The 24,627-nt window shown below is 28.5% G+C and carries 22 protein-coding genes and 2 rRNA genes; 1 reads left to right on the top strand and 23 read right to left on the bottom strand.

The genetic code is table 4. From position 1 onward, the window contains the following. Positions 1-3: 3 nt before the first annotated feature. The 13 genes from L872_RS0100180 to L872_RS0100115 form a co-directional block, all read right to left on the bottom strand. The gene (locus L872_RS0100180; protein WP_027062911.1) at positions 4-393 is read right to left on the bottom strand and encodes a hypothetical protein; all 390 of its coding nucleotides are present in this window, start codon (positions 391-393) and stop codon (positions 4-6) included. A 359-nt stretch (positions 394-752) separates the two neighbouring features. Continuing rightward, positions 753-4,172, bottom strand: a complete 3,420-nt coding sequence (locus L872_RS0100170; protein ID WP_027062910.1) for a hypothetical protein — start codon at positions 4,170-4,172, stop codon at positions 753-755. Positions 4,173-4,186: 14 nt separating this feature from the next. Next, positions 4,187-5,788 carry a hypothetical protein gene (locus tag L872_RS0100165; RefSeq protein ID WP_027062909.1) on the bottom strand — a complete coding sequence of 534 codons (1,602 nt, stop codon included), beginning with the start codon at positions 5,786-5,788 and terminating at the stop codon, positions 4,187-4,189. A gap of 85 nt (positions 5,789-5,873) precedes the next feature. Beyond that, the gene (locus L872_RS05030; protein WP_027062908.1) at positions 5,874-6,332 is read right to left on the bottom strand and encodes a hypothetical protein; all 459 of its coding nucleotides are present in this window, start codon (positions 6,330-6,332) and stop codon (positions 5,874-5,876) included. A 27-nt stretch (positions 6,333-6,359) separates the two neighbouring features. Continuing rightward, complete coding sequence (locus L872_RS0100155) at positions 6,360-7,445, bottom strand: hypothetical protein (RefSeq protein ID WP_027062907.1); 1,086 nt, start codon at positions 7,443-7,445, stop codon at positions 6,360-6,362. Between the two features lie 195 nt (positions 7,446-7,640). Then, complete coding sequence (potCD, locus tag L872_RS0100150; RefSeq protein ID WP_027062906.1) at positions 7,641-10,706, bottom strand: spermidine/putrescine ABC transporter permease/substrate-binding protein; 3,066 nt, start codon at positions 10,704-10,706, stop codon at positions 7,641-7,643. Next, positions 10,670-11,683, bottom strand: a complete 1,014-nt coding sequence (gene potB, locus L872_RS0100145; protein ID WP_036268766.1) for a spermidine/putrescine ABC transporter permease — start codon at positions 11,681-11,683, stop codon at positions 10,670-10,672. Before potB ends, potCD begins: the two co-directional genes overlap by 37 nt. A gap of 26 nt (positions 11,684-11,709) precedes the next feature. After that, positions 11,710-12,768, bottom strand: coding sequence for a spermidine/putrescine ABC transporter ATP-binding protein (gene potA / locus L872_RS0100140; RefSeq protein ID WP_027062904.1), 1,059 nt, complete (start codon positions 12,766-12,768; stop codon positions 11,710-11,712). An 85-nt stretch (positions 12,769-12,853) separates the two neighbouring features. Next, complete coding sequence (locus L872_RS05210; RefSeq protein ID WP_279306699.1) at positions 12,854-12,988, bottom strand: hypothetical protein; 135 nt, start codon at positions 12,986-12,988, stop codon at positions 12,854-12,856. Between the two features lie 86 nt (positions 12,989-13,074). After that, a complete protein-coding gene (locus tag L872_RS04390) occupies positions 13,075-14,214 on the bottom strand; it encodes a GmrSD restriction endonuclease domain-containing protein (protein WP_036268763.1) in 1,140 nt (379 codons plus the stop codon). Further along, positions 14,205-14,711: a DNA methyltransferase family protein gene (locus L872_RS04385; protein WP_051418392.1), complete on the bottom strand. Its 507-nt coding sequence runs from the start codon at positions 14,709-14,711 to the stop codon at positions 14,205-14,207. The genes L872_RS04390 and L872_RS04385 overlap by 10 nt, the downstream gene beginning before the upstream one ends. A gap of 83 nt (positions 14,712-14,794) precedes the next feature. Then, on the bottom strand, positions 14,795-15,043 hold the full coding sequence (locus L872_RS0100120; protein WP_027062903.1) for a hypothetical protein: 249 nt from the start codon (positions 15,041-15,043) through the stop codon (positions 14,795-14,797). Continuing rightward, complete coding sequence (locus L872_RS0100115) at positions 15,030-15,881, bottom strand: Cof-type HAD-IIB family hydrolase (protein WP_027062902.1); 852 nt, start codon at positions 15,879-15,881, stop codon at positions 15,030-15,032. Before L872_RS0100115 ends, L872_RS0100120 begins: the two co-directional genes overlap by 14 nt. A 100-nt stretch (positions 15,882-15,981) precedes the next feature. Here L872_RS0100115 and L872_RS0100110 point away from each other — a divergent pair, with 100 nt between their 5' ends. Further along, the gene (locus L872_RS0100110; protein WP_027062901.1) at positions 15,982-16,326 is read left to right on the top strand and encodes a protein kinase family protein; all 345 of its coding nucleotides are present in this window, start codon (positions 15,982-15,984) and stop codon (positions 16,324-16,326) included. Between the two features lie 879 nt (positions 16,327-17,205). Here L872_RS0100110 and L872_RS0100105 read toward each other — a convergent pair. The 10 genes from L872_RS0100105 to L872_RS0100060 all read right to left on the bottom strand — a co-directional run. Beyond that, positions 17,206-18,780 (bottom strand): DnaD family protein, encoded by a 1,575-nt coding sequence (locus L872_RS0100105; RefSeq protein ID WP_027062900.1) that lies wholly within the window; start codon positions 18,778-18,780, stop codon positions 17,206-17,208. Continuing rightward, the gene (locus L872_RS05080) at positions 18,755-18,913 is read right to left on the bottom strand and encodes a lipoprotein (protein ID WP_169729883.1); all 159 of its coding nucleotides are present in this window, start codon (positions 18,911-18,913) and stop codon (positions 18,755-18,757) included. Before L872_RS05080 ends, L872_RS0100105 begins: the two co-directional genes overlap by 26 nt. Positions 18,914-19,211: 298 nt before the next feature. After that, entirely contained in the window at positions 19,212-19,391 is a 180-nt protein-coding gene (locus L872_RS0100095) for a hypothetical protein (RefSeq protein WP_027062899.1), read from the bottom strand. 797 nt (positions 19,392-20,188) lie between these two features. Then, complete coding sequence (locus L872_RS0100090) at positions 20,189-20,590, bottom strand: hypothetical protein (RefSeq protein WP_027062898.1); 402 nt, start codon at positions 20,588-20,590, stop codon at positions 20,189-20,191. A gap of 403 nt (positions 20,591-20,993) precedes the next feature. Continuing rightward, complete coding sequence (trxA, locus tag L872_RS0100085; RefSeq protein WP_027062897.1) at positions 20,994-21,305, bottom strand: thioredoxin; 312 nt, start codon at positions 21,303-21,305, stop codon at positions 20,994-20,996. A 17-nt stretch (positions 21,306-21,322) separates the two neighbouring features. Further along, complete coding sequence (locus L872_RS0100080; RefSeq protein WP_027062896.1) at positions 21,323-22,156, bottom strand: Cof-type HAD-IIB family hydrolase; 834 nt, start codon at positions 22,154-22,156, stop codon at positions 21,323-21,325. A gap of 40 nt (positions 22,157-22,196) precedes the next feature. Next, complete coding sequence (locus L872_RS0100075; protein ID WP_027062895.1) at positions 22,197-23,276, bottom strand: site-specific DNA-methyltransferase; 1,080 nt, start codon at positions 23,274-23,276, stop codon at positions 22,197-22,199. Then, the gene (locus L872_RS0100070) at positions 23,263-24,138 is read right to left on the bottom strand and encodes an HpyAIV family type II restriction enzyme (protein ID WP_027062894.1); all 876 of its coding nucleotides are present in this window, start codon (positions 24,136-24,138) and stop codon (positions 23,263-23,265) included. Before L872_RS0100070 ends, L872_RS0100075 begins: the two co-directional genes overlap by 14 nt. Positions 24,139-24,246: 108 nt before the next feature. Continuing rightward, positions 24,247-24,355, bottom strand: a 5S ribosomal RNA gene (gene rrf, locus L872_RS0100065). Between the two features lie 89 nt (positions 24,356-24,444). After that, positions 24,445-24,627, bottom strand: a 23S ribosomal RNA gene (locus tag L872_RS0100060); the annotation flags it as partial.

Here is a 24,627-nt window from a genome sequence, read left to right as displayed (position 1 = left end):
TGCTTATGTATAACCTTCTTTTAAGACAAGCTCAATTATTACAACTAGTCCAGATTCTGTTTCAATATTTCCATCAACAATTACACTGTTTTCGACTATTTCGACTTTTTCGTTAAACTCCGATAAATCTAAAAGCGCTTTGACCTTATTTTCAATATCAATATTAGTATTAATGTTTGCTATGTCCTGCATATAATTTCTAAACTCTTGCTCTAATTGCTCAAGGTCTAAAATTCTATTAACAAAACTCACATTACTTATAGTAAATTTGGCAATTTTAGTTTTGCCATTTAGATTTTCTTCAACCTCTGATCACTTGAACATTCTATCTAGTGCAATAAAAATATTTAATTGTTGAGCTTGCCGACCATATTTTAGTGAAGTAATTACCATTCTTTTATTTGCTGGAAATAATTATTTACTAATTCCTTTACATATTTCAGCTAAAAAACTATACTCATTACATTTTCTAAAATAAACTTGTTTAAGTTTAACATTAAGTTTTATTTGAGCAAGCACCAACTTTTTTAGCATTTGTTTTTGATGATTCATGTTCATGTTTAAAACCAAAATATTTAGGCTTTATATTGCTATTTTTTTGGAAATATCTATAATTTATTGGCATCTGTGTTTTAATTGAAAACTTCGATTCCAATTCGATTCCAATTTAAATAGTAATTATATCTTCATGCCAACTAGACTTTTAAAAATTTTGCATTTTGTTTTTTATTTTATAGTTTTAGTTAAACTTATTACTTTAATTTAATATTTGAATTTCTGATTCCAATAAATTTATTACCAGTAAAGTATAATTCACCATTTAGCTTATCAACTGACTTAAGATTTTTATTTGTCTCAAAGAAGTCACTCTGAACAATTTTTTCAGCACCTTTATCAATTCTGTAAACTTTACCAGAATTTATCATTGTAAAGAATAAACTTGATCCCATCTCAGCAAATTTTGAAACTGTCCCATCAGGACTATTAGTCATAGCATAGGCCGTTTGTAAGTTTGGATCATCATAATAACCATTAGTATTTATATATCGCATTTTTTCGTCATTAAATCCCGTAGAATAAATAGTATAATTTCCATATCTTGCAAATGCTGCAAACTGGTCTCTAATATTTGTTGTTGCAGATAGACCACTAATATTTGTTGTTTCATAGGCACCCATAGTTCGATCAAGAGCCATATATCTAATAGCATTATTATCTATTCTGTAGTAAAAAAATCTATGAGTAGGTAAAATATTGTATACTGTTCCTGAACCACTTGTACTGTAAACGGGATTTCTAAACTCATCGTTTCCGTCAGAGCGATATAATTTTTGATTTAATCCTAAAACAAATAGCCTATTATTATATTTTGCTATTGCGGCAATTGGCTTACCATTATTTTTAAGTTCAATCTTTTTAACATTATTATTACTATCAATGGTTATGATATTTCCTAATGCTGTCCCAACGTAAATTTTATTATTGTAAATTTCCAAAGCAGTTGTTGCTTCATCTAATTCAGTAACTTTTACATAATCCCTGTTGGCATTTAATGTGTGTACAATAGTCTTGCTTCCTTGATTAGAAAAAATGTAAAGTAAATCATTAAAATTAGTTGAAAAGTCATTTGAATATTCGTTATCTATAATGTCATCGTATGTGTAACGAATGCTTGTATTTAATTCAAATGAATACTTCTCATTGGCAAATAATTGAAAACCATCTCCGGCAGTAAATGTTATAGTGTAGACATCTCCACCTTCTGATTTTTGTTTTACACTAGAAATGTTATACATTGGATCACCCAATTCAACAAGGAAGTCGATAAATTCTTTTTGACTTCCAAACTCTTGAGTTCCGATATGTCCTTTAACTGAATCAATAACTTCTTGAGTTTTGATATATTTAACATAAGATTTTTGAACAGTGAAGCTATTAATTTCTCCTGAAGCCAAATCATAACCATCCGCTGTGTCAAAAGTTATTGTAAAGGTTTTGTTTGCAATTCCCCTTGCATTTCCCTTTGGATAACTAGCTTTGATATTTTTAATTCCCTTATAAGAAAAATTAGTTTGAATTGCATCAACAATTTGCTCTGCTGTTTCAAAAGTCTTGTCTCCTAAATATTTATTTAATTCTGTTTGAATTGGCGCTGTTTTTAAAATAATTGAGTGATCTTTTTCAATAACAAATTTAAAATCGTTGTCTTTTTCAAGAGCATACCCAAGTTCTGTTTCAAAACTTATGACATATTGTTTAGTAATTGGTGCTCTTGATTCAGCAACTGAAACATTTTTAATTCCAGTATATTTAAAGTTTGTTTGAATTTCTTTAACGATTGCTTCAGAAGTATCAAAATGCATATCTTTTAAGTGTTTTTCCAAATCAGATTTAATTTCAGCAGTTCTTAAAAGAATCGCATATTCTTTTTTAACAACAACTTGTGTTGAATTATTTTTAGCCATTTCATATCCGGCTTCTGTTTCAAATGAAACATTAAATGATTCCATAATCGCTTCACGAGTATTTACAACCTTGAAGTTTTTTAATCCTTCAAAAACAAATTTAGTTTCAATTGCTGTAATAATGTCTTTTGGACTTTCATAATGTGCTTGATCTAAGAAATTTTGAAGTTCATCTTGAACTCTATTATTCTTAATAATTTTTGCATAATTTTGAGAAACTTTAATTTCCGCAGTATTTTTAAGTCCTTCAAATAGGTAACCTTCATCAGCTACTAATGATACTTCAAAAGTTCCATTAATCGCTGCTCTTGTTTTTGTAGAATTTTGAACCTTAATTTCTTTAATTCCCAAAATTTCTGTACTTTCCAATTTAGCAATTACTTCTTCTGGTGATTGATAAGTTTCGACTTCTTTTAGACTCTCGCTTAATTGTTTTTTAACATCTTCGATATTCAATGATGCTGCATATTCATAGTCAAAGTAGAAAACAGGTTCTAAACTATCTTTTAATTTGTAATCAACATCAACATCAAAAGTGACTTTGAATGAAGCTGTTGCTAAATCTCTTTGTTGTTTATTTGAAAGTTCTCCCTTAACATTGCTAATTCCTGTAAACTTAAATTCATTAATCGCTGCAATAATTGCTTGAGGATTTTCAAAATGACCTTTAGCATTAATATATTTTTTCATTGCAACTTCAATATCATTTTTATTAATTTCATTTCTTTCATCGACAAAAGCTTCAACTGAATATGTTTTGTCTGCTATTGTTCCATCTTTTCACTTAAAGTTTTCTTCAATAGAAACAGTAACATTGAATAAAACTTTTCCATTAATAGCAGTTTTAACTTCTTTATCAAATACAGCTTTAATTTCTTTGACACCATCAGCTTTTTCAGCAGTTTCAATAGCTTGTTGTGCATTTGCAACAGAATTGAAGTAAGTGTTTGCAACATTGCTTTGAAGGTTTTCAAGAACCTCTTGTGAATTGACATATCCTCTACCATCAATTTGAACAATAACTTCTATTACTTCAGTTGTTGTATCAGTTGATCATTTGTAAGTATCAAGCGCAATTACATTAACTTGATACTTTTGTTCATAAACTTTTTCTGATTCTTTAGAAACAATATCACCCTCAATAACACTTGTAATTACAGTATCAGCTGAACGAATTTGATTATATTTCAAAATGCGTTTTTTGACTTCTAAAGGATTTTTGAAAAAGTCATTATCATCAGCAACAATGTATTCTTCCAAACTTTTTTGGTAGGCGCTCTTTTCAATTAAGTTGCGATTATCAACATATGTTGTTAAAGTGAATATTTGATCCACTCCAGGAATATTTCAACTTGTATTAATTTCATCTACTAAACTTATTTTAACGTCAAAGGCAACGTAATTATTAATATTTGTTGATGATGCTACATTGGAATTAACCGTAACTTGCTTTACATAAATGTTGTTTTTCATGTTTGTTGTATTAGGGAAATTTTCAATACTTTTCATTGCTTCATCAAGATTGGCAAATTTGGTATCATTATTGAAATTGTCAATAAACTCTGATCTAATAGTATTAAAATTTACTTCCTGACTAGTTTCTTTTGGATTAGCAACAGTTGTATTATCATACTTAACTGAAACTAATGCCAAAGATGCTGGTGCTATCACTATCCCTGAATATAAAATTCTTAATAGGTTTTTCATATAAACTCCTTTTTCTATTTTTCTAAAATTACAGAAAGTGGTACATGCGTATTAGAAGCAGTTCCATTTGCTCATGTGTAACCTTCTTTTAAGACAAACTCAATAATTACAATTACCCCAGACTCTGTTTCAATATCTCCATCAATAGTTATGCTGTTTTCAACTATTTCAACTTTGTCCTTAAGCTCCGATGAATCTAAAAATGCTTTAGCTTTGTTTTCAATATCAGCATTAGTATTAATGTTTGTCATGTCTTGCATATAATTTTTAAATTCTTCATTTAATTGCTCAAGGTCTAAAATTTTATTAATAAAACTCACATCACTTATAGTAAATTTAGCAATTTTAGTTTTACCATTTAAGTTTTCTTCAGCCTCTGATCACTTAAACATTCTGTCTAATGCAACAGAAACATTTAATTGATGAGTTTGTTGATCATATTCTAATGAAGTAATTACTGCTCCTTTATCTGCTAGAGATAACTCTTCATTAAGCGCTTTATACATTTCAGCTAAAGAATTATACTTATTAGCATTTTCTAAAATAAACTTGTCTAAGCTTTCCTTAACTTCCTTGTAAGAAGTTTCTTCACGATTATCAATTTTTATCGAGTTTAAGTTAAAACTCTTGGCTTCATTATTGTCGGGTTCATTTAATCATCGATATTTCTTGCTATCAATTGAAGCAGTAATAGTTGAATCAACAAGTCAGATTGGTTCCGAAGTGTTATTTTCAGAAGTCTTATCAACTGCAAAAGATATTCCATTAGCTTCTTGATTTTTGAAAGTAGGAACTCATTGTTCAAATTCTTCAACAGACATATAAGACTTTTCAAGAATCATTTGCTTAATAGTTTCAACTTCACTATTGAAATCAATATTTGCTCTTCCATCAACTCTTTGTTCAATGGCAATTATTTTTAAAGAACCATCTTGAGTGTCACTTCATTTGTAGCCATTTTTTAAAGAAACAGCAATTTCGAATTCAACAATTTCATTAACTGGTAAATTTTGATCTTGTTCTGTTAACTCTTTATTAGAAACTTTATTGATAATTAGTCCTTGAGATAACTCATAGTTTTGCAGCTGACTTGAAGTTTTTAAAATCGCCTTTTTAGTTTCGGCAATTGTTTTAGGAGCTTCTTTCAAGAAACTCTGACCTAAGTGCTGAGTGATGATTGCTTTTACTTCTTCTTCACTAAAAGAACTACGTTCATCAACATTGACAGTTGTTGTGAATTTAATTGCTTCAGAAGTTCCATCTTCTCAAGTGGCTTGAATTGTAGGAGTTAAGCTAATATCACATACGTAATAACCGTTGGCTTTGGTATTTTCTACTAGTGATGCTTGGTTTATTTCTGTTTTGACAGTATATAAATCACTTTTTAATTCATCAAATGCTTGTTTTGCTTGATCAAAGTTTTCATAAACATGTTTTGATATTTTGCTAATTTCATTTCTAACATCCGAAAACTTGATAATAATTTTTTGATCTTGATTTATACTATTAGATTCTTTGTTGTTAACATTTTTATTAACAACTTTAACTGCTTGTGGAGTAGCTGCTGCTATTCCAACAATTGAAGTCACACCTAATACTGCAGCTATCTTTTTCATTTTTAATCCTCTTTATATTTTGCAAATAAACTTATTCGTGCAATTTTTGTTTTCTATTCTGATAAGCAACTTTCAAAAGTAATTTCTAATTGTTGCTGTCACTATTTACTTCAATTACTTCAGGTTTTTTAACCTTAGATTTTTTACCCACTTTGAATTTTTTTTCAGATTTAGATTTCTTTTCAGCTTTAGCTTTCTTTTCCAATTCTTTAGCTTTAGCTTTTTGCTCAGCTTTAGTTTCTTTTTCAACATTAACTTTTATTTCAGCCTTAACTTTTTTATTTTTTTCTTTAACAATTTCTTTAGTAGATACATCTACTTTTTTATTTTTTTCTTTGACATTTGATGAATCTAATTTTTTAGCATTAGCTTTTGGCAATTCACGTTTAAAAACAAAAACGTTTTTATTTTCATGCTTATTAAATTCTTTTCTAAAACATTTTCAACAAACTAGCATTGTAGTTTTTACATATAAATCTTCGGTCCCAACAGCGATAGTTGTTAATCCTTTACTATCTACTGAACATTTTGAACATTTTTCCATTTTTTTATCCTCTTGTTTTTCTATTTTTTAATTTTTATTCTCAATAAATATTTCAAACGTATCTTGTGAAATTTCATTGGCAAATTTGTAGTTTGACTTTAAATGTATTTTTATTTCGAAATAGAATTCACTTTCATCACTACCCATATCATTTACAGTTAATGCCTCAACAGCCTCAAAATCTTTTTTTGCTGCATTTAAACGTTCTTTCAAATCTTCTGCATTTTTAATTGGATCTTCTGAATTTGCCTTGGCTATCGCTTTTTCAATTTCATTTTTGACATCATTGAAGTTAACAAATTTAATCAACATATCATCTATATTATTTAAGGTTAAAGTTCTACTATCACTATCATAGTTATCTGATCAGAAGTAATTTGTTTCTTTAATGATTTCAACTTCAATAGCATCTATTTTTTCATTGTACTTAATTGTTTGAATTGCAACTCCAGTTACTGGAAGAACTACTAAAGAAATTTCCTTAATGACATCTTCGGTTGATTCAAAAGTTTTGTCAATTAAATTAGATTTAATACCTTGTAAAACTTGGTCACTATCAATAATTAGTTTCGTATCTATTAAAATAGTGATATTAAACACCTTATTTTCTTTAGTATTATCAGACCATTTATAACCTTTATTTAAAGTAAACGTTGCTTGATAAGTAATTGTAGTGATTTCTGATTCAGCTTTAATTGGTGATTCATTAATAACCAGTAGTTGCATTTCTTTTAAACTTTCATCATTTTGAAATTCTTTTTTAAATTCATTTTCAAAATATTCATTATAAGCATAAGTTTGATTATCAAATCGACTTACTCTATTTTCAAGATCTACTAAATTAGCAATTGTAAGCTCTTCTTGTTTAATCCCTACAGTAGTATAAACAGTCACACCAGCTATTGATGTCGTTCCAATAAAAAATATTAGTAACAATAGAATAAAATATTTTCTAGTTTTGCGATCATTTTTTATATCATTTTTTACATAGTCAGTCTTTACTTTAACCCGTTTGATTTTTGGCTTCAAAATTTTAAATCTGTAAAACCATTTAAGTTTAATATGTTCCGCATACTTGTCCGCATACTTTTTAGCATTTTGCTTCTGCTTCATAACTTAATAAAACCTTTCAATACTTTCCATGTTTTTGATACCCTGTTATTGTGAATTCTGGTTTTAAATTCAGAATACGAATTAAGGTTCAAAAATAATATTAACAAAAAAAAAAAAAAACAAGGTTTGTACTTCACGAAGTAAAACCCCTTGTTTTTAATATTTAGGCATTTATTCAGTTTTTAATAACTCTTTTTATCTTTTTCCGGCAACAATGCTGTTATAACGATCAATTAAATAATCATCAACGCGACCATGATATTGGAACGCTAATTTTTTATCGGTTGGATCATAACCAGCATCAGTTTGAACTGTAATCGGTTTATATAGATTTTCATAGTTTTGATATGTTCCTTCTTCACTCACCATTTCTTCCATTGACTCTACAAACGGAGAAGTGATTCCAGCATAATCTGTCAGTTTTGTTGAGTTTTCAAACAAAAAGTTCAAGAATTTGTAAGATAATTCAACATTTCTAGTATCAGCTGAAATTACAACATTATCAGAAAAGACGTTAGTTCCTTCTTTACGACCATTAGTTTCAGCGTTGGGACGACCATAAATAAAGCTTACAAATTTGTTATCATTGGCTCTGTTATTGATTCCAAAAACAGCGTCGTCATCTTCATCAATTTCAGCATCCCCATTATAAACCGCATTAGCAAATGAGGCATCTCCATTGTACATCATTGCAAAGTCAAAGAATCCTAAGGCAACTTTATTAATTAGATCATCTCCATTTAATGAAACTGATTTTGCTTGAACTAAATCTTTAACTTTTCCTGCAACTTGGTCAATTTCTTCTTTTGAATCTAAGTTGACTTTCTGAAATTCAACTTGTGCAGCTGCTGCAAAAATATTTTTTGGATCGCTATTTAAAGCAACACGTTTATTGGCGTTAGCAGCTTTTCATAAAATGTCTCATGACAAAGAATTATTATCGATTTGTTTAGTTTCTGGATCTAATTCAACACCATTGTCTTCTAAGAATTTAATATTTTCTAAAGTTGGGTTAACAACAATTACTAAATCTCCTCAGAAATAAGGCAAAGCATATTCTAAGATTGAGCCTTTAACATTTTCGTTTGTTGAAACGATTTCTTCATTAAATTCTGTTTCAACCACTTTTGACTGATACATAACATCCAATAATGAACTTTCAATTTCTTTACGTTCTGAAGTTTGATCTGTTTCAACTGGTGTTGGATTTAAATTTTTTCCATTAACTTTACCACTAACATTTAGTTTTGAATAATCCAGTTTTAATAAACGACCTTCTTCAGCCATTTTTTGAACCATATAATCACTTGGAACCATTACATCATAATTGAAGGTGTACAGTTTGTTATATAAAGTCTCATTAGAATCATATTCTTGATAATTAATTTTAACATTATTTACTTTTTCAAATTCTCCAATTAATGCTGGATCAATATATTCTCCTCAATTGGCAACTACTAAATCATAAATGTTATTCATTACATAAGCTACTGTTAATCCAGCAAAAGCTGAAGTCCCAATAAATGCTACCAAAATAACTTTTCAGCTGCGTGCTAAAAATCCTTTTGAGTGCGAAACTGTATCAGGATTTGATGGGAATAGTTTTTCACGAACTTCTTCAATATGAGCTTTAACTTTTTCAATATAATTTTGTTTGTTTAAAATTAATTGCTCATATTTAGCAGTTGTCATTTCTAAGTAATTTGCACGTTTTTCAGTCAAAAATGCTGCTTTATCTGCAGAATTTGCTCTTTTAAGTTGTTTATCGATTTTTCAAGTCATTGATTTTCTAGTGAAAACAGCTGCTTCTAAAAGTTTTAATTTTTCATTTAACTCTAAAATATATGAAGCATTTCTCTGTTTCAACTCTTTAAGTTGCTCAACAACCATGCGTAAACGATAATGGTTTTTACCTTCTTCAACTTCAATTTTTCAGTCTTCTAATTCTTTAATTTTTTTAGCATATCATGCTAAAGTTTTTTTACTTGGATTAACTTCAGCTTTTAAATCCTGTTGATAAGTCATAATTTCTTTGGTAATTTTGGCAGCTTTCTTTTCAGCTACTTCATCACGATGCTCAATTCATTCAATTTCATCACGTAAAAATTCGATTTTTAAATCTAGCTTTTCAATCTGAATTGATAACCTTGCAGCTTTCTTAACATCAACTTTAGTTGATGACAATTGATTAGATAACGACTGCATTTTTTTCTCAGCTTTGCTCAAACGTGAGTAGTAGCGTTTTTCTTTACTAATTTCTGATCTTAATTTATATTGTTTCCACTCCAAGCGAGAAATTCGTTTATCGTATTGTTGTGTTGAGGCAATTCAAATTTTAAGTCTTAAAAAGTAATAACGACATCATAATGATATTCGCCATGTTCGAGTAATCTCACTTTGAGTTTTTAAGTTAGTTTCTAACTTATTTAATTCACGAGTTAATCTTTGAACTTTTGAATTTTTGTATGATCCATTTTTAATTTTTTCTTGGACTTCTAAACGATGTTGTTTAGTCATAGTCACGGCGTTTCATCCAATAATTGCTAAAACAATTACTAAAACCAAAATTGTTCCAAAAGCAAAAATGTAAGGTTTAATTTTCTTAGCAGTATAAATAAATGATGAAACGTTTGTTTGATCTCCTCCAGTAAAGTAAGAGATAATAAAGTCATCAAAACTCATTGCAAAAGCAATTGCTGTTGCTGTAATAATTGCAGGTTTTAAAATCGGCAAAATTACTTTAAATAATACTTGAGTATTTTTTGCTCCTAAATCATATGAAGCTTCAATTAACGATTTATCAATTTTACGCAAACGGGGCATAACTGTAATTAAAACATACGGCACGTTAAATGAAACGTGGGCTAAAATTAAAGTCAAAATTCCAAACTTTAGTCCGGCCATTAAAAATACGATCATTAATGATACAGCAGTTACCACATCAGCGTTAATTAGCGGAAGATTTGCAACTCCGAATCAACTTCTTTGGGTAACTTTTTTAGTTCTACTTAAACCAATAGCTGCCATTGTTCCAATTATTACTGAAATTACTGTTGAGACAACAGCAACAAATAATGAAGTAACGATTGATTTAATAAACGGTGAATTATTAAAGAACTTCAAGTATCAGTCAAAACTAAAGTCAACTCATGAAGCTGTTGTTTCTCCACTGTTAAATGAAAAAGCAATCATTACTAAAATCGGAACATAGATGAAAGCGATTACTATTGCAAAGTAGCTACTTTTGAAGAATCTTTTCATTTTTTCTTCCCTTTCATTTCAAATTTATTACTAATTCCACGAATAATCAGCATTAAAGCAAAAATCATAATTGCTAGAACAACTGAGATAGCAGCCCCATAACCAAAATCATTTCCCTTTAAGAAATATGATTCAATTACTGAAGAAATCAATTGGATTTTTCCATCTCCAATATAATGCACAATAATTAGTGAAGTTGCTGCTTGAACAATTACTAAAGAAAATCCAGTCAATACTCCTGGCATTGATGATCTCACAGTAATTGTTCAGAATGTTTTCATTGGAGTTGCTCCTAAATCCAATGATGCTTCTTCTAGATCAATTTCACGTGATTCTAAAGCATCATAAATTGGAGTGACCGCAAATGGTAAAAACATATAAACCATACCTACAATAATGGCAATTGGAGTTCCAATTGCATTTGGCATTAATAAGTAAAACAATGTTTGTAGTCCTAAAACTTTTAATAACATTGAAATTCAAATTGGCATTGTGATTAAAACTCACATATTTTTTGCTAAAATTTTTGAACGAATTTGTGCCATCATTAAAGCAATTGGATATCCGATTAAAACACATAATAATGCTGCTACTAATGCGTAAGCAATTGATAACAGCAGGGCAACCATAATATTACTATCAGTAAACATTTTGATAAATTTTTCAATCGTTAACTTAAACATAATTGCATCGCCAGTTGGCTGAACAATCGCATAAATTACAATTGAAATTAACGGTAAAATTACCAAAGCAGTAATGACAATAAAGAATGGTAATAATATCGGTCAAACTTTTCCTTTTCCAAAATTAAATAACTTAGTTTTACTTAAAGTTTTGTTAATTTCAGTTACCTTTGATTTTAACTTACTACGTTTAGCTGCAACAATTTGATCATCAATTGCTTCATCTAAATCATCTTGATTAAAAGCAGTTATTTCAGTAGCAACATCAAGGTCAAGATTTTTATCTTGTTTCATTAAAATTCTCCTATCTAGTTAACGTATTAGTTATCAATTTCTTTTCACATTACGTGAATATCTTGAATTCCTCATTTGATTGAAACTTCTTCTCCAACTTCATGACTAGCAGTTGTATGAACTTTTCATAAACGTCCTTTTTTGGTTTCAACAATAACTTCTGAATAAACTCCTTTAAAAGTTGTATTTGTAACTGTTCCATTGAAAAACCCATTATTAGGTTTTTTAATTTTAATATCTTCTGAACGAATTACAATGTCAATATTTTCTTCGTCTTCTCCAAAGTTAGTATCCACACACTCAAAAACTTTGCTATCAAATTTAACTTTACGGTCTTCTAAAAATTTTCCATCTTGAATAACATTTGATGAACCAACAAATTTGGCAACTCATAAGTTTTCAGGCTCATTGTAGATTTCTTCTGGAGTTCCAATTTGTTGGATACTTCCATTATTTAAAACAACAATACGATCACTCATTGATAAAGCTTCTTCTTGATCATGTGAAACCATGATGAAAGTAATTCCAATTTCACGTTGTAAACGTTTTAATTCTTCTTGCATTGTTTTACGCAATTGAACATCTAATGCTGCCATTGGTTCATCTAAAAGTAAAACTCTTGGTTTCATCACTAACGCACGCGCAATTGCCACACGTTGTTTTTGACCTCCAGATAAATCCATAATTTTTTTATTTTCAAAACCTTCTAAACCAACTTGGCGAATTTGTTTCATAACTTCACGCTCAACCATGTCATTTTTAGTTTTTTTGTTGCGTAATCCAAACGCAATATTTTCAAATACATCTAAATGTGGAAATAAAGCATATGATTGAAAAATTGTATTAAATTGACGTTTATTAATTGGTATTGCTAACAAATCTTTTCCTTCGAACAGAATTTGTCCACTGTTGGGTTTTTCAAATCCCCCAATAATTCTTAAAGTTGTTGTTTTACCACACCCTGATGGTCCTAACAGAGTAATAAACTCTCCTTCATGAACGTTGAAGTTAATTCCTCTTAATACAACTTTTCCATCATAATCTTTAGTGATATTTCTTATCTCTAAAATATTATTTTTTTCCATTTTATTCTCTCCCTTTTAAAAAACATATTTATATTATTTAAAATCGCTTAAGCACGACAAAATAGAAGTCCTATTAAATTGACTTCTACTTAAGGGAGAGACTTTCAGTCTCTAAAACAATTTCATGTCTTTCAGTACGAGTGATTACTACGTCTAATCATTCTAAAATTAAGTATTGTTCTGAGTTAGATAATTGTTGTGATTTAATTAAATTTTTCATAGTAACCGACTCCTTTTTGTATCTAATTTATTTTATATTATTTTTTACTTAAAAATAAAAAAATAGTACAATAATGTACTACTAATTTAACTTACACCAAATTTAATTTTTTCTTTAACTTTGCTTCCTTCATAAATATTGCATTTTTTACATAAAATTCTAGCATTATGTAAAGAAGTTACGCCCCCTAGAGCATATGCTTCAACATGATCTGCTTCGAAATCATTTATAGATTGAATATTCTTTTTGCATATGCCACAAATATGAGGACTTGAATTTCAAAGTTTTACTCTTTCATCATAGCTAAAGATTCTTTTTTTAGAAACTAAAAATTTGCTTAATATTACCGCAATTTTTTCTACCCTTTTGTATATATGTTCTTTGCTATCAAATTTAATTCCTCCACCCATTTGATCAGCAGAAATTTCTTCAATTTTTTGAATAATTTGCGATTTTATTTCATTTCGATTGTACAAAAAATTTGATTTAGAGCTTATATTTACATAAATGGCACAAAAAATAGCTTCAAAAATGGTATTAAACGATTTAATTGGAATGGTTTCAATTCCAAGTATTGCAAACATTGTATCAATAGTTTCATTTGCAGTTTTTTTAATTTCTTCAACATTTAATGGTTTTGTTAAAATTTCATTCATAAATTGTCTTACGTCTTTTTTATTGAATGGCATATTTAAAATGGCTATACATCGTATTATCAAATCTTCAATTTTAAATCTGCTATCATTTTTTTTATTGTTTGATATCTTTTTTATATTTTCATTCATTGCAATATCTTTAACCATCATTCGATTGTCTGGGTCTGCTTTAGCTAGTCTAAGTTCAGCCTTATTCAATTTAATACTTCCTTCGTTAATTCTTAAAAAAGTTTCCAATATTTTTTCTTTTGAAATATTTCCAAGGTCTGTAACTACAATTTCTTTATTATTAAATTTTTCCTGCTCTTTTCAAACAAAGTCTTTATAGTATTTTTCTACATTAGTTGTTGAATCTTTTCATTTAAACTTATTTTTTAAAAAGTCCTCAATTGTTGTTAGTCGTTGTTTTCCATCAACTACTTCATTATTTGCAATAATTATTCCTGGTATATGATAATCATTCATTATTGAATCAATCAGCATATTTCTAATCTTCTTAACTCAAGCAATGTTTCGTTGATAACTTGTATCGTATTTTCACTTTTTCTCTACTATAGTACCTATTTTCATGGAAACTCCTTACTAAATATTCAAGCACATTGAAAAGATTTTGTTCCTCCATCTTTAAGAATAAATTTGATATTTTTTTGCAAAAAATAAAATTCACATCTATTTAAAGTATTTCCCATTGATTGAGAAAAGATTGTTGCTCCATATAATAAACAAAAGGGCTTTTTAAAACTTTCACATCTCTCAATTAGTAATCTTTTCGCTGTAAACGGCGGGTTAGAAATTATTAAGTCTCATTTTTCACTTGGCTCATATAAATAAAAATCTTGATTAAAATCTAAATGGGAATAAATAACCTTGTATCCATTTTTTTGAAATTCTTTTACGAATTCACTTTCTGATGTATCGAAAGGACATCATATGATCTTATTTTTTGGGATTTTTAGCATTTTTATTAACTCCTGGATTGGCTCTGCTGGAGTGTAAAATTCATTGTTATTTGCTCTTTGATATCCTAAAATATTTCTTATGTTATACGTTGTATTTCTTTCTGACATGTTTACCTCTTTCGAATATTTATATTTTCTCAAAAAAAAAAAAAAAACAAGGTTTTGTGAAAACCTTGTTTCTTTCATTACTTTTAATCAATATGTTTTACATAAATTAGTTTTTTAAAAACAGTTGAATAAATTAACAATAAATTTGTTGTTTTAGATTCCAATGTCACATTTGCCATCGCATGAATAAATTCATTTTCGGTTGGTCCCATTAAATTAAATGAGTTGATTTCGGTAACACCTTCTCCAGCACAATTACAAGTTAGTAATACTTCTCTGATTTCTTTTTCCAATTTTTCGATGTCAGTTTCAAATTCTTTAGTTTTTGTCATTGTTTGACTCCTTTAAATTAAATACATTATCAAATAAATATTGCCCAACACCACCTTCATTACAATGTAATGTTGTCGCATCAGCACATGCTTTAATATGTTGGTTGGCATTTCCCATAGCTACTCCATGCCCAGCCCATTTAATTGCCTCAAGATCATTTTCACCATCTCCAAAGTAAATTACTTCTTCAGAAGTTATTCCAAGTTGAGAAATTACAGTTTTTAACCCTTCGGCTTTATTAACTCCAATCGGATTAATTTCAATATTTTGTTTAGCATCGCTCACATAACTAAAAGCAAAAACTGGATATCCTTGATTCTCTGCTTCAGCACGCATTTTAATCATGTTCGCCTTCTTGCCAAAAGCAATAAATTTCGTAATTGGAGATATTAGCGCTTGGTTAGTTTTATAGATATACATCTTACGATGACTACGAAATCACATAAATATATTGAAAGTAGAAAATCTAACATTTTTATAAGCTACTTTTTCATTTTCTGTATAAGCAAAAACTTTCGCTTTATACTTTTTAGCCATTTCAAAAACTCAGTGGGACTCTTGGTCATTAAACTTTCGAGTATATTCAATACTAATTTTTCCATTAGGTTCAAATTTAAAAACTTGCCCCCCATTTTGAGCTACAAAAGGAATTGCTTGATCCATAATTTCTAATTCTTTGGCAATTGGAATTATTGTTGAAATATTTCTTCCAGTTGCAATTACTACTGGAATCTTTAATTCTTTAGCTTTAGCAATTGCTGCTTTTGTCAAGGGGTGAATTCCCCGTCCATGACGATAAACAGTTCCATCTACATCGATTGCAATTAGTTTGTACATTGAGCTACCTCGATTCTTTTACATAATTAATTATAACAAATTAAAAATATACAATTTAAGTATTATTTAGTATCATTTATATATGACTAGGAGAACAATTATGGAATTTAAAGAGTTAATTGCTGCAGCTCAAAGCTGTGAAACTAATATAATTGAAATTATTAATAGTGACCAAGAAAGTGATGCTGAATTTAAAGAATTGGCGATTGAAGACGTTCAACATTTAGCAACTCTATTTAAAACTTTCTTAGTAGAGCTAGACAAACAAGAAGAATCAATTGACACATTATGATTTAGCGCTAGTAAATTAGTTTATGACTACATCGAGTTTGAAACTGTTTATGAACTTGAAGAAGGTGTCGAAACTGAAACAGTTGATGACATTAAAAGTTTTAGATTTCAAGTTTTAGAATTTTTTACCAGCTTTTTTGATGAAGTCGAATAATTAAGAAAATAAAAAAGAGGATTAATTCCTCTTTTTTTAAACCATACTCATGGTTTTGATACGGTTTGAACCGTTATTTAAATATTAAGTTTTAATTAAATTTCGCTATTTTCCTTTCGGTATTAAAGTATTAAGAATTTTTGAATAAGTATAACATTTTATTATATTTATTAAATACTATCTTTACCGTGTTCGATTTCACAGTGGTAATAAAGTTATTATAAGTTTTCTCATAATTATTACCTACGCTTTCTAGATAAATATTTTAGAAGTATTGAATAACTAATAAATAGGGTACGAAGCTATTTTTGGACTGATTACCATGATTAGCTTTCAAACTATGCCGTAGCAGACAACTAAAATATTTTATCAATTAATAGAGACTTATTTTATATGAGTCTCTATTAAATCGTTGGATCACTCCATTGGGCAATTAAGGCAATTAACATATTTTTAATAATTAAATTTTTTGTAACTAGTACCATCCTATCAACCTCATTTCTGTGGTCAAATAATAATATTCAGTTTTAAAAGTTAAGCACTAAGGCTTTAAAGTGTACATTGGTCTTTTCTCCTAAAGAATTTCATTTTAAGTTAAATCTTTAAGTTCCCGTAATCTTGTCATTAATAATAAGACTTTTGTCATACTATCAACTCCTTTCGAAGAGTACCTCTTCTTACTTTTATTTAATCACTTTTTTAAAAAAATGCAATAGATTTCAAAACCTAAATCAAAGATAAAAATGTTAAGTTAAAAGATTCTATAAGAGCAGACAACCGTCTGCTCTTTTTTATTCTGTAAAATATACCAATGGGTACATTTTATCACTTGTGTTTACTCATATTTGCCCGTTTTTTAATTGTGCAACAGACAAGGGATTACCTAATTCTTTTTCATACAAGAGAAGACGGTGGTGATTTAATTCCCCCTTCAAATGGATTTAATACATCATCAAGTTGTCCTGTTCGTACAAAAGTTATCAAATAATGTTCATTTCAGGGTTTTAAACACGCATGAATATCTTCCTGCCAACCAGCACCCTTATTTTTCCCTGTTATTGTGTTTTCACCACGGTACATTTTAGCTTCAGCTATTGAGATTAAGTCTTTTGGCAAAGGCGAAGGATTTGAAATAAAACTTTGTCCAACACTAATTCTTTGTCCCTTTAAAATAGCAGTACTCAAAGTACCATAGTAAGAAGCATTTTTATTAACAGTCTGATCAGGTCTAGTAAAAGATTTATAAACTCCATACTGCAAAGTTCCTATAGTTTTTTCAATATTTGCTTTCCCAGTTAACTTATCTCAATCAACTTTAACTCTAGTAACCACATTTGTGGATGTTCTTCCAGCTGTTCCATTTCATTCTGTTGCGTTAACTAGTGAATAATTGTTTTCATCAATTCTATCAATTAAGTCTCACTTAAAATTATAAGATGGCTTTTCAGTATTGTACGATAAAGACACACTATCTACAATTTCAATTTGGTCTTTTTCTACAAACTTAAATAAATTAAGTTGATCAGTATTATTATCAATACCCAAATACAAGTCTTCTCTAACTCAAGCGAAATCTTTAGGAATTGAATTTATTTTATAACTTGCTTTATTATCTAAATCCAAAATAGGATTATCTTTTTTATTTAATAAAGTTAAACCAGTAGTTCCTTTTGGTTTTAACTCTCCATTTAAAGAATTTAATCCTAAATCTTGAGAGCTAATTATTCTGCTTTTGTCAATTTGTCATTCCTCTTCAAATGAATTATCAAATAAAACTTTAAAGTTACCTTTTCTTTCACCTGTTGGATCAGTGATTATTGCTTCTGATTCTTTGATATCATAATTTAAGCTTTTTATGTATTCTTCATCAACATCTTGGTTTTTAATTCATAAGGCTTTCTTGATAACGTCTTCAGTATTTTTAGATATGTATCCTAAGTCGTTTTCAGAAAATAAACTATGAAGACTTATAATAGCGCCCATAATGTCAAATTGGTTTCCCCCAATTAACTTGTAGTTTTCTTTAGTTTTAACGGTAACAGTAACATCAACTTCTGATTCTTTAAGAGAAGCTACTAGAGATTCAATTCCTTCAATTTTAAAGCTTTCCAATTTTTTGTTAACACTGCTTAAATCAGGCAAATCTTTAATTTCACCAATTTTATTTATAACAGATTCTAACTCTTTGATTTGTTCTTCTTCAAGCTCAAATGATAATTGTTCTTGAATTGTTGCAATAAAAGTTTTATCCTCAAGAGCTAAATATTCTTGTTCTGAAGATATTGCTAATTTTATAAACAATGGGGAAAAATCAATATTTTTGGCAACAATTTTAACCAAACCTTTTTCAATCATAGTTTCAATTTCATTTTCAATTTCAGTTTCACTTAGTGTCATTTTAGTTGCTACAACTCTAGGTGTAACAAACTTACTTTCACTTTTGCTTATATACAATATAATCAACTTCTTGCTTAAATTTTGAAGCGTCAACTATAAATTTTTCTTTTTTGGGAGTACAACTAACTACAGAAATAGAAGAGACTGCAGTTATACTCAACGCTCCAATCAGTGTAAGTATTTTTTTCATTCGTCTCTCCTTTCTTTCATAAACTCGTTTATCCTATATTTTAATTATATTAATATTTACTTTAAAAATATAGGTCAAATAATATTTCTCTATTATCTATGCTTATTGCATTAATACTTTAATTATTTACCCTGATTAAATCGAAGTGAATATAAAAAAATAACCTAAAGGTTATTTTTCAAAGTTGTTCGTAAACAAATACTTTATTATTGAGTATTGTCACGTTCTTTTTTGGATAACACCAAATGCCGTATTCATGCTCTTGATAGCCTCTAAAATTTTGTTTATTTTATATTTATTAATTATTTTTATCAGACTCTAACATATCAATTATTTTTTTAGTTTCACGCTCAATTGACTTAAAGGCAAATTCCTTTTCCTCATCTGAAGCATTAAGAAGCCTACTTAATCCTTCTTCAACTTTTAAAGAAAATTTGCCATCTTTTAAAACAATACTAAATACATTTTCTTTTAACATATAGTTACCGTTCCCTCCTATAAAAGCAATTATATCAAATTAAATAAAAAAGAGCCAAATAAGCTCTTTGTCGGATATAGACTTATCTATTTCCCCAAGGGGCAGCCCGTAGGCGATAAGAATATAAAATAAATACACATTAATAATATATCACATTTTTTGCGCTTGTAAAACATTGTTTTAATAGCTTTAAAAAACTTTAGAGTTTTTTGAAAAAATTATGTTTTTTAGTAGTCTCTTTCATATTCTAATAAAGGCTTTTTTTCCTGGTTGTTTGCTTTACGCTGCGAAATAACAATCAATGTACTCTTTTCTTTATAAAAGCATTTTGCAGCTATAAGGCTATGTAAATTACTTGAAAATTCTTATTAATAAAACTTTATTTTGCCATTTAGGATATAGTGAAAATTATTTTTAATTTTTAGCATTGTTACTTAGCATTTTATTTGTATACTTGTGATATTAGATTTCGTGTTGTATAGTCTAAATCATTTGCCGCAGCATACTCCCAATTATTACATTATCTACTAAACACAGCCTTGAACTTAGTTCTCTGATAAGCAAATTTTTTCTGACCAAAATCTTTGTGATCGCAATTAAACTTTGCTCATTCATATTTTTTACCTGTCATATTATATACGGTATATACATTTCTTATATGTTTATCGCAAAAGTTCTGTAAGTTTAAGATTTATATATTTAATTCATATTTTTCCTATATTTTAATTTTGCTAAATTGAACATAAAAAAATAACCCGTAGGTTATTTCCCGAAGTTGTCCGTAGACAGATGTTTGACTATTGAATATTGTTACGCTCTAATTTTTCTTCGATAATAGTTACACGTTCTTTCAAATCTTTAACATCTGCTTTAAGTTGAACAATGTCATCTTTAATTTCAACAATGTCATCTTTAATTTCAACAATGTCAGCTTTAATTTCAACAATGTCATCTTTAACTTGAACCATGTCAGCCTGAATTGATTTTAAAATACTCAAAATTTCATCTGAATTTTTGTTATTCATATTTTTATCAACCTTTAGCATATCGATTACTTTTTTAGTTTCACGTTTAATTGACTTAGAAGCAAATTTCTTTTCTTCATCTGAAGAGTTAACAAGCTTACTTAGTCCTTCTTCGACTTTTAAAGAAAATTTGCCATCTTCTGAAACAATAATAAATACTTTTTCTTTTAACATATAATGACTGTTCCTTTCTACATAAAAGGAGATATCAAAATATTAAAATATTAAAATATTAAATTTTTAAATAATCAACGCCCCTTCTATACAATTAAGTATACCAAACTAGACGTAAAAAAAGAGCCAAATAAGCTCTTTGTCGGATATAGACTTATCTATTTCCCCAAGGGACTGCCCGTAGGCGATAAGAATATAAAATAAACACACTAATAATATATCACATTTTTTGCGCTTGTAAAATATTTTGAACAAGTTTTATTTTAGTGCATTATTCATTTAAAAAAACAGTTATTTTAGGATAGTGCAAAGAGCAAGCTCCAGTACTAGTGCAAATATTAACATGCATTTTTTTAGAAAAAAAACTTTGTAGCAAATTGCTACAAAGTTTTTGACGTATATATTATTTAACAAATTCAGTTAATTGATTTTTAGCCATAAATCCTGTATGTTTATTAGCAATTTTTCCATCTTTAAACATCATTAAAGCTGGAATTGACATAATTTGGTATTCCAATGCTAGATCTGAATTAGAATCAACATCAACATCTAAAAATGTTACTCCTTGAGTTTCTTCAGCTAATTGATGCACAAATGGGGCTAACATTTTACATGGCCCACATCATTGAGCATTAAAGTCAACAAAGACATTTTTTTCCCTTGCAATAATTTGATCAAATTGTTCTTTTGATGTAATTTTAATAATATTTGACATAATAGTCTCCTTTTTTATTATTTTAATATGTTTTTATAAATATAGTTAGCAACTCCGTCATTATCATTGGTATCTTCAGTAACATCTTGAGCAATCATCTTTAAGGAATCAATTGCATTGTTAACTGCTACTCCAGCATCCACAGTTTCAAACATTGGAATATCATTAGGTCCATCCCCAAAGGCATAAGTTTTCACTGTATCATCTAACTCTAAATATTTAGTGATTTTTTTAACGGCATACCCTTTACTGATATTTTTCGGACATATTTCAATAACTCTTTCTGTATATACATGAATATCGGCATCTTGAGAAAATTTATCACGAATATCTTTTATTGCAGCTTCTGATTCTGCTGTTGTTGTTCCCTTTTTAAGCACGATTGTTAAGTGCGAAATTGCCTCAGTTATTTCCTCAGCACTTTCAGCCACAACATAATCAGTTGCCATCATTTGGGCTCAATACATTGACATTTTACCTTCATTAAAAACGTAAGTAGTTTCATCTCCATAGAAATGAACTTTCGCTTTATATGTTTGATAAAAAGTATCAAAAACTGCTTTTACTAATTTCTTTGATAAAAACTCATTTAATATTCATTGGTTAGTTTTAAAGTCAAAAATTTGTGAACCATTGTTACCTGCACAAATTCCGCCAATTTCATGTAATCCTAAGCGTCTTGCTTGATCTAAAATATCTTTAGTAGCTCTTGCAGTAATGGGAATTAACATGATTCCTTGTTCATGGAGGTCTTTCACAACTTGTTTAGTTTTTTTAGAAAAATAATGATTATCTCTTAACAATGTTGAATCCAAATCTGAAAATATAATTGCTTTTCCCTTATAACTCATAAGTTCATCCTTTCTGACTTAAATAAATTATACATTTGTTTTACTTCAATAACTCGAAATTTAGCACTTCTTTTCTATACAAATCTCTTATTTCTTTTATACTTTTTATTCCTTTTTCATCTTTAATTCTTCAATAATCTCAACCATTAAAAGCTACCTTATTGTTCAGCAAGGCAGCTAATTTATGAATGGAAAAAAAGTTTTGATTATATTCTACATTTCCATTCGCATCGTAACGATATTCACAATCATTAATATCTAAAAGCGTTCCTTGAAGACTAATATATCCATCTTTAATAAGTTTGCTAAACGGAACCAATGGTGCTTTTATATCCAAAATAGCCTCGGTATAAATATTTGGAATATATTCAGCAGAATCAATTCTTTTAATTGACGCTTCATAATATTTTTTGTCAAGTTCAAAACCAATAAAAGATCTTCCCAACTTTTTAGCGACAGCTGCGGTTGTACCACTACCTGAAAAAGGGTCTAAAACCGTATCTCCAGAATTTGTTGTAGACAAAATGATATACTCCATTAACTTTTCAGGCTTTTGAGTAGAATGAATTTTGTTATTTTTTTCATCCTTCAATCTTTCTGACGAGCTTGTTATCGGAATATTTCATACAGATTTCATCTGCTTATTGCTATTAATTCTTTTCATGGTTTGATAATTGAAAACAAACTTAGATTTTTTGCTTTTTGTAACACACAACAATGTCTCATGAGAATTTACAAATCTTGTCCCCATAAAATTAGGTACAGGATTGCTCTTAGATCACACAATATCGTTAATAATTCAAAAATCTAAATCTTGAAGTAGCTTTCCTATTCTATAAATATTTTGAAAAGACCCTATAACTCAAAAAACACCATCCGATTTTAAAACCCTTTTGCATTCACTAATTCATTGCTCACAATATTTATCATACTCTTCATAATTGGCAAATTTATCTCATTCATCTTTAACACCATCAAATTCAGAACCATCAACTCTTATTAGTTTACCCTCAGTTTGCATAAAATAAGGTGGGTCAGCAAAAATCATATCTATTGATTCGTCTTCAAGACATTTGAAAAGTTCTAAGTTATCTCCCAAATAAATATTATTTTTCTTCATTTTTACTTGTCCCTTCCGTAATGATATTTTCTATAATATCACTTTTAATATAATTTAAAAGTCTACTTAAAAAAGAATTATTAATGAAAAAAGTATCATAGATTTCCTTTCTAGAAATTTCGTTTATTAACAACTTCTCTAAACTTCTAATGAACTTTTTATCATTCGCTGCCAATTTTATATCACTATCAGAAACATGCTTAAAATAATCAGCTCCATATATGTCGCTATCCTCAAACTTCATTTTATACATTTTGATATGGTGAAATAAGTCTTCTCACTCTTTACTTTTTTTAATTTTTTGAAAAAAAGTAATTCCATAAAATATGTCTATATTTACACCTTTGTATTGCTCTTTTAATAGCTCAATTTGTTCATTATAGTATTTCTTATTTTTTTTATGTTGTTCGTCTATAAAGTATATATATGCATATTTTGCTTTTTCAGTTCTATATTCTGACAAATACTTAACTTTACTTTGAAAATTTATAAATTGACCCACTTTTTTACTAGAATCATGGTCATCTCTCATTTTTTGCTCAACTATATAAATTGAGTTTTCATTTTGAAAAAACTGATCAATTGCATAATCCTTATTTGAATCCAAATCTTTAAATTTATTGTTAATCTTTTCAAAACCATTTTCAATCAAAAAAAATTCAACTATTTTTTCCATTGCATAACCAAATTTAATTTCAATTGACTGAGTTTTGTTTTGTATAAGTTTATTTTTAAAAGATACAATTCTGTATTCAGAAAAAAATCTTTTATAATTTTTTGCAATATCAACGATAGTTTCAATGGAAAATGAATTTCCAAAAACCTCTTTATTTATGATATCTTCAACTTCAATATATTTCATTTTTACCTCTTTTAATTTAATAATATCACTTTGCGGTAACTTCGACAAAGGATTAAACTAATATATTTCATTTATAAAAAAAGAAACCTAACGGTTTCTTTTTTTTAGAACTGGCAACTCGCTATCTTCTCACAAATGCAATATTGTCGCCGTAATAGAGCTTAACTTCTGTGTTCGGTATGGGAACAGGTGTGACCTCTATGCTATTATCACCAGATCTTGGTTTTTTGATTGTTCTTTGAAAACTGAATACTAGATTGAAAAATTTATTGTTTTATATAAATGTGCGTTGAGTAATAGATTTTATTCTAAAATTCTCTCGATCTATTAGTAATGGTTAGCTTAACGCCTCGCAGCGCTTACACATCCATCCTATCAACCATGTGGTCTACATGGGATCTTACATCTTACGAATGGGAAAATTCATCTTAAAGGAGGCTTCTCGCTTAGATGCCTTCAGCGATTATCCTTTCCGCATATAGCTACCCA

The sequence above is a fragment of the Mesoplasma seiffertii ATCC 49495 genome, from assembly GCF_000518725.1.
Classification (GTDB): Bacteria; Bacillota_I; Bacilli_A; order Mycoplasmatales; family Mycoplasmataceae; genus Tullyiplasma; species Tullyiplasma seiffertii.
Note: the sequence above shows the minus strand (reverse complement) of the source record. Positions and strands in the feature narration are given on the sequence as shown.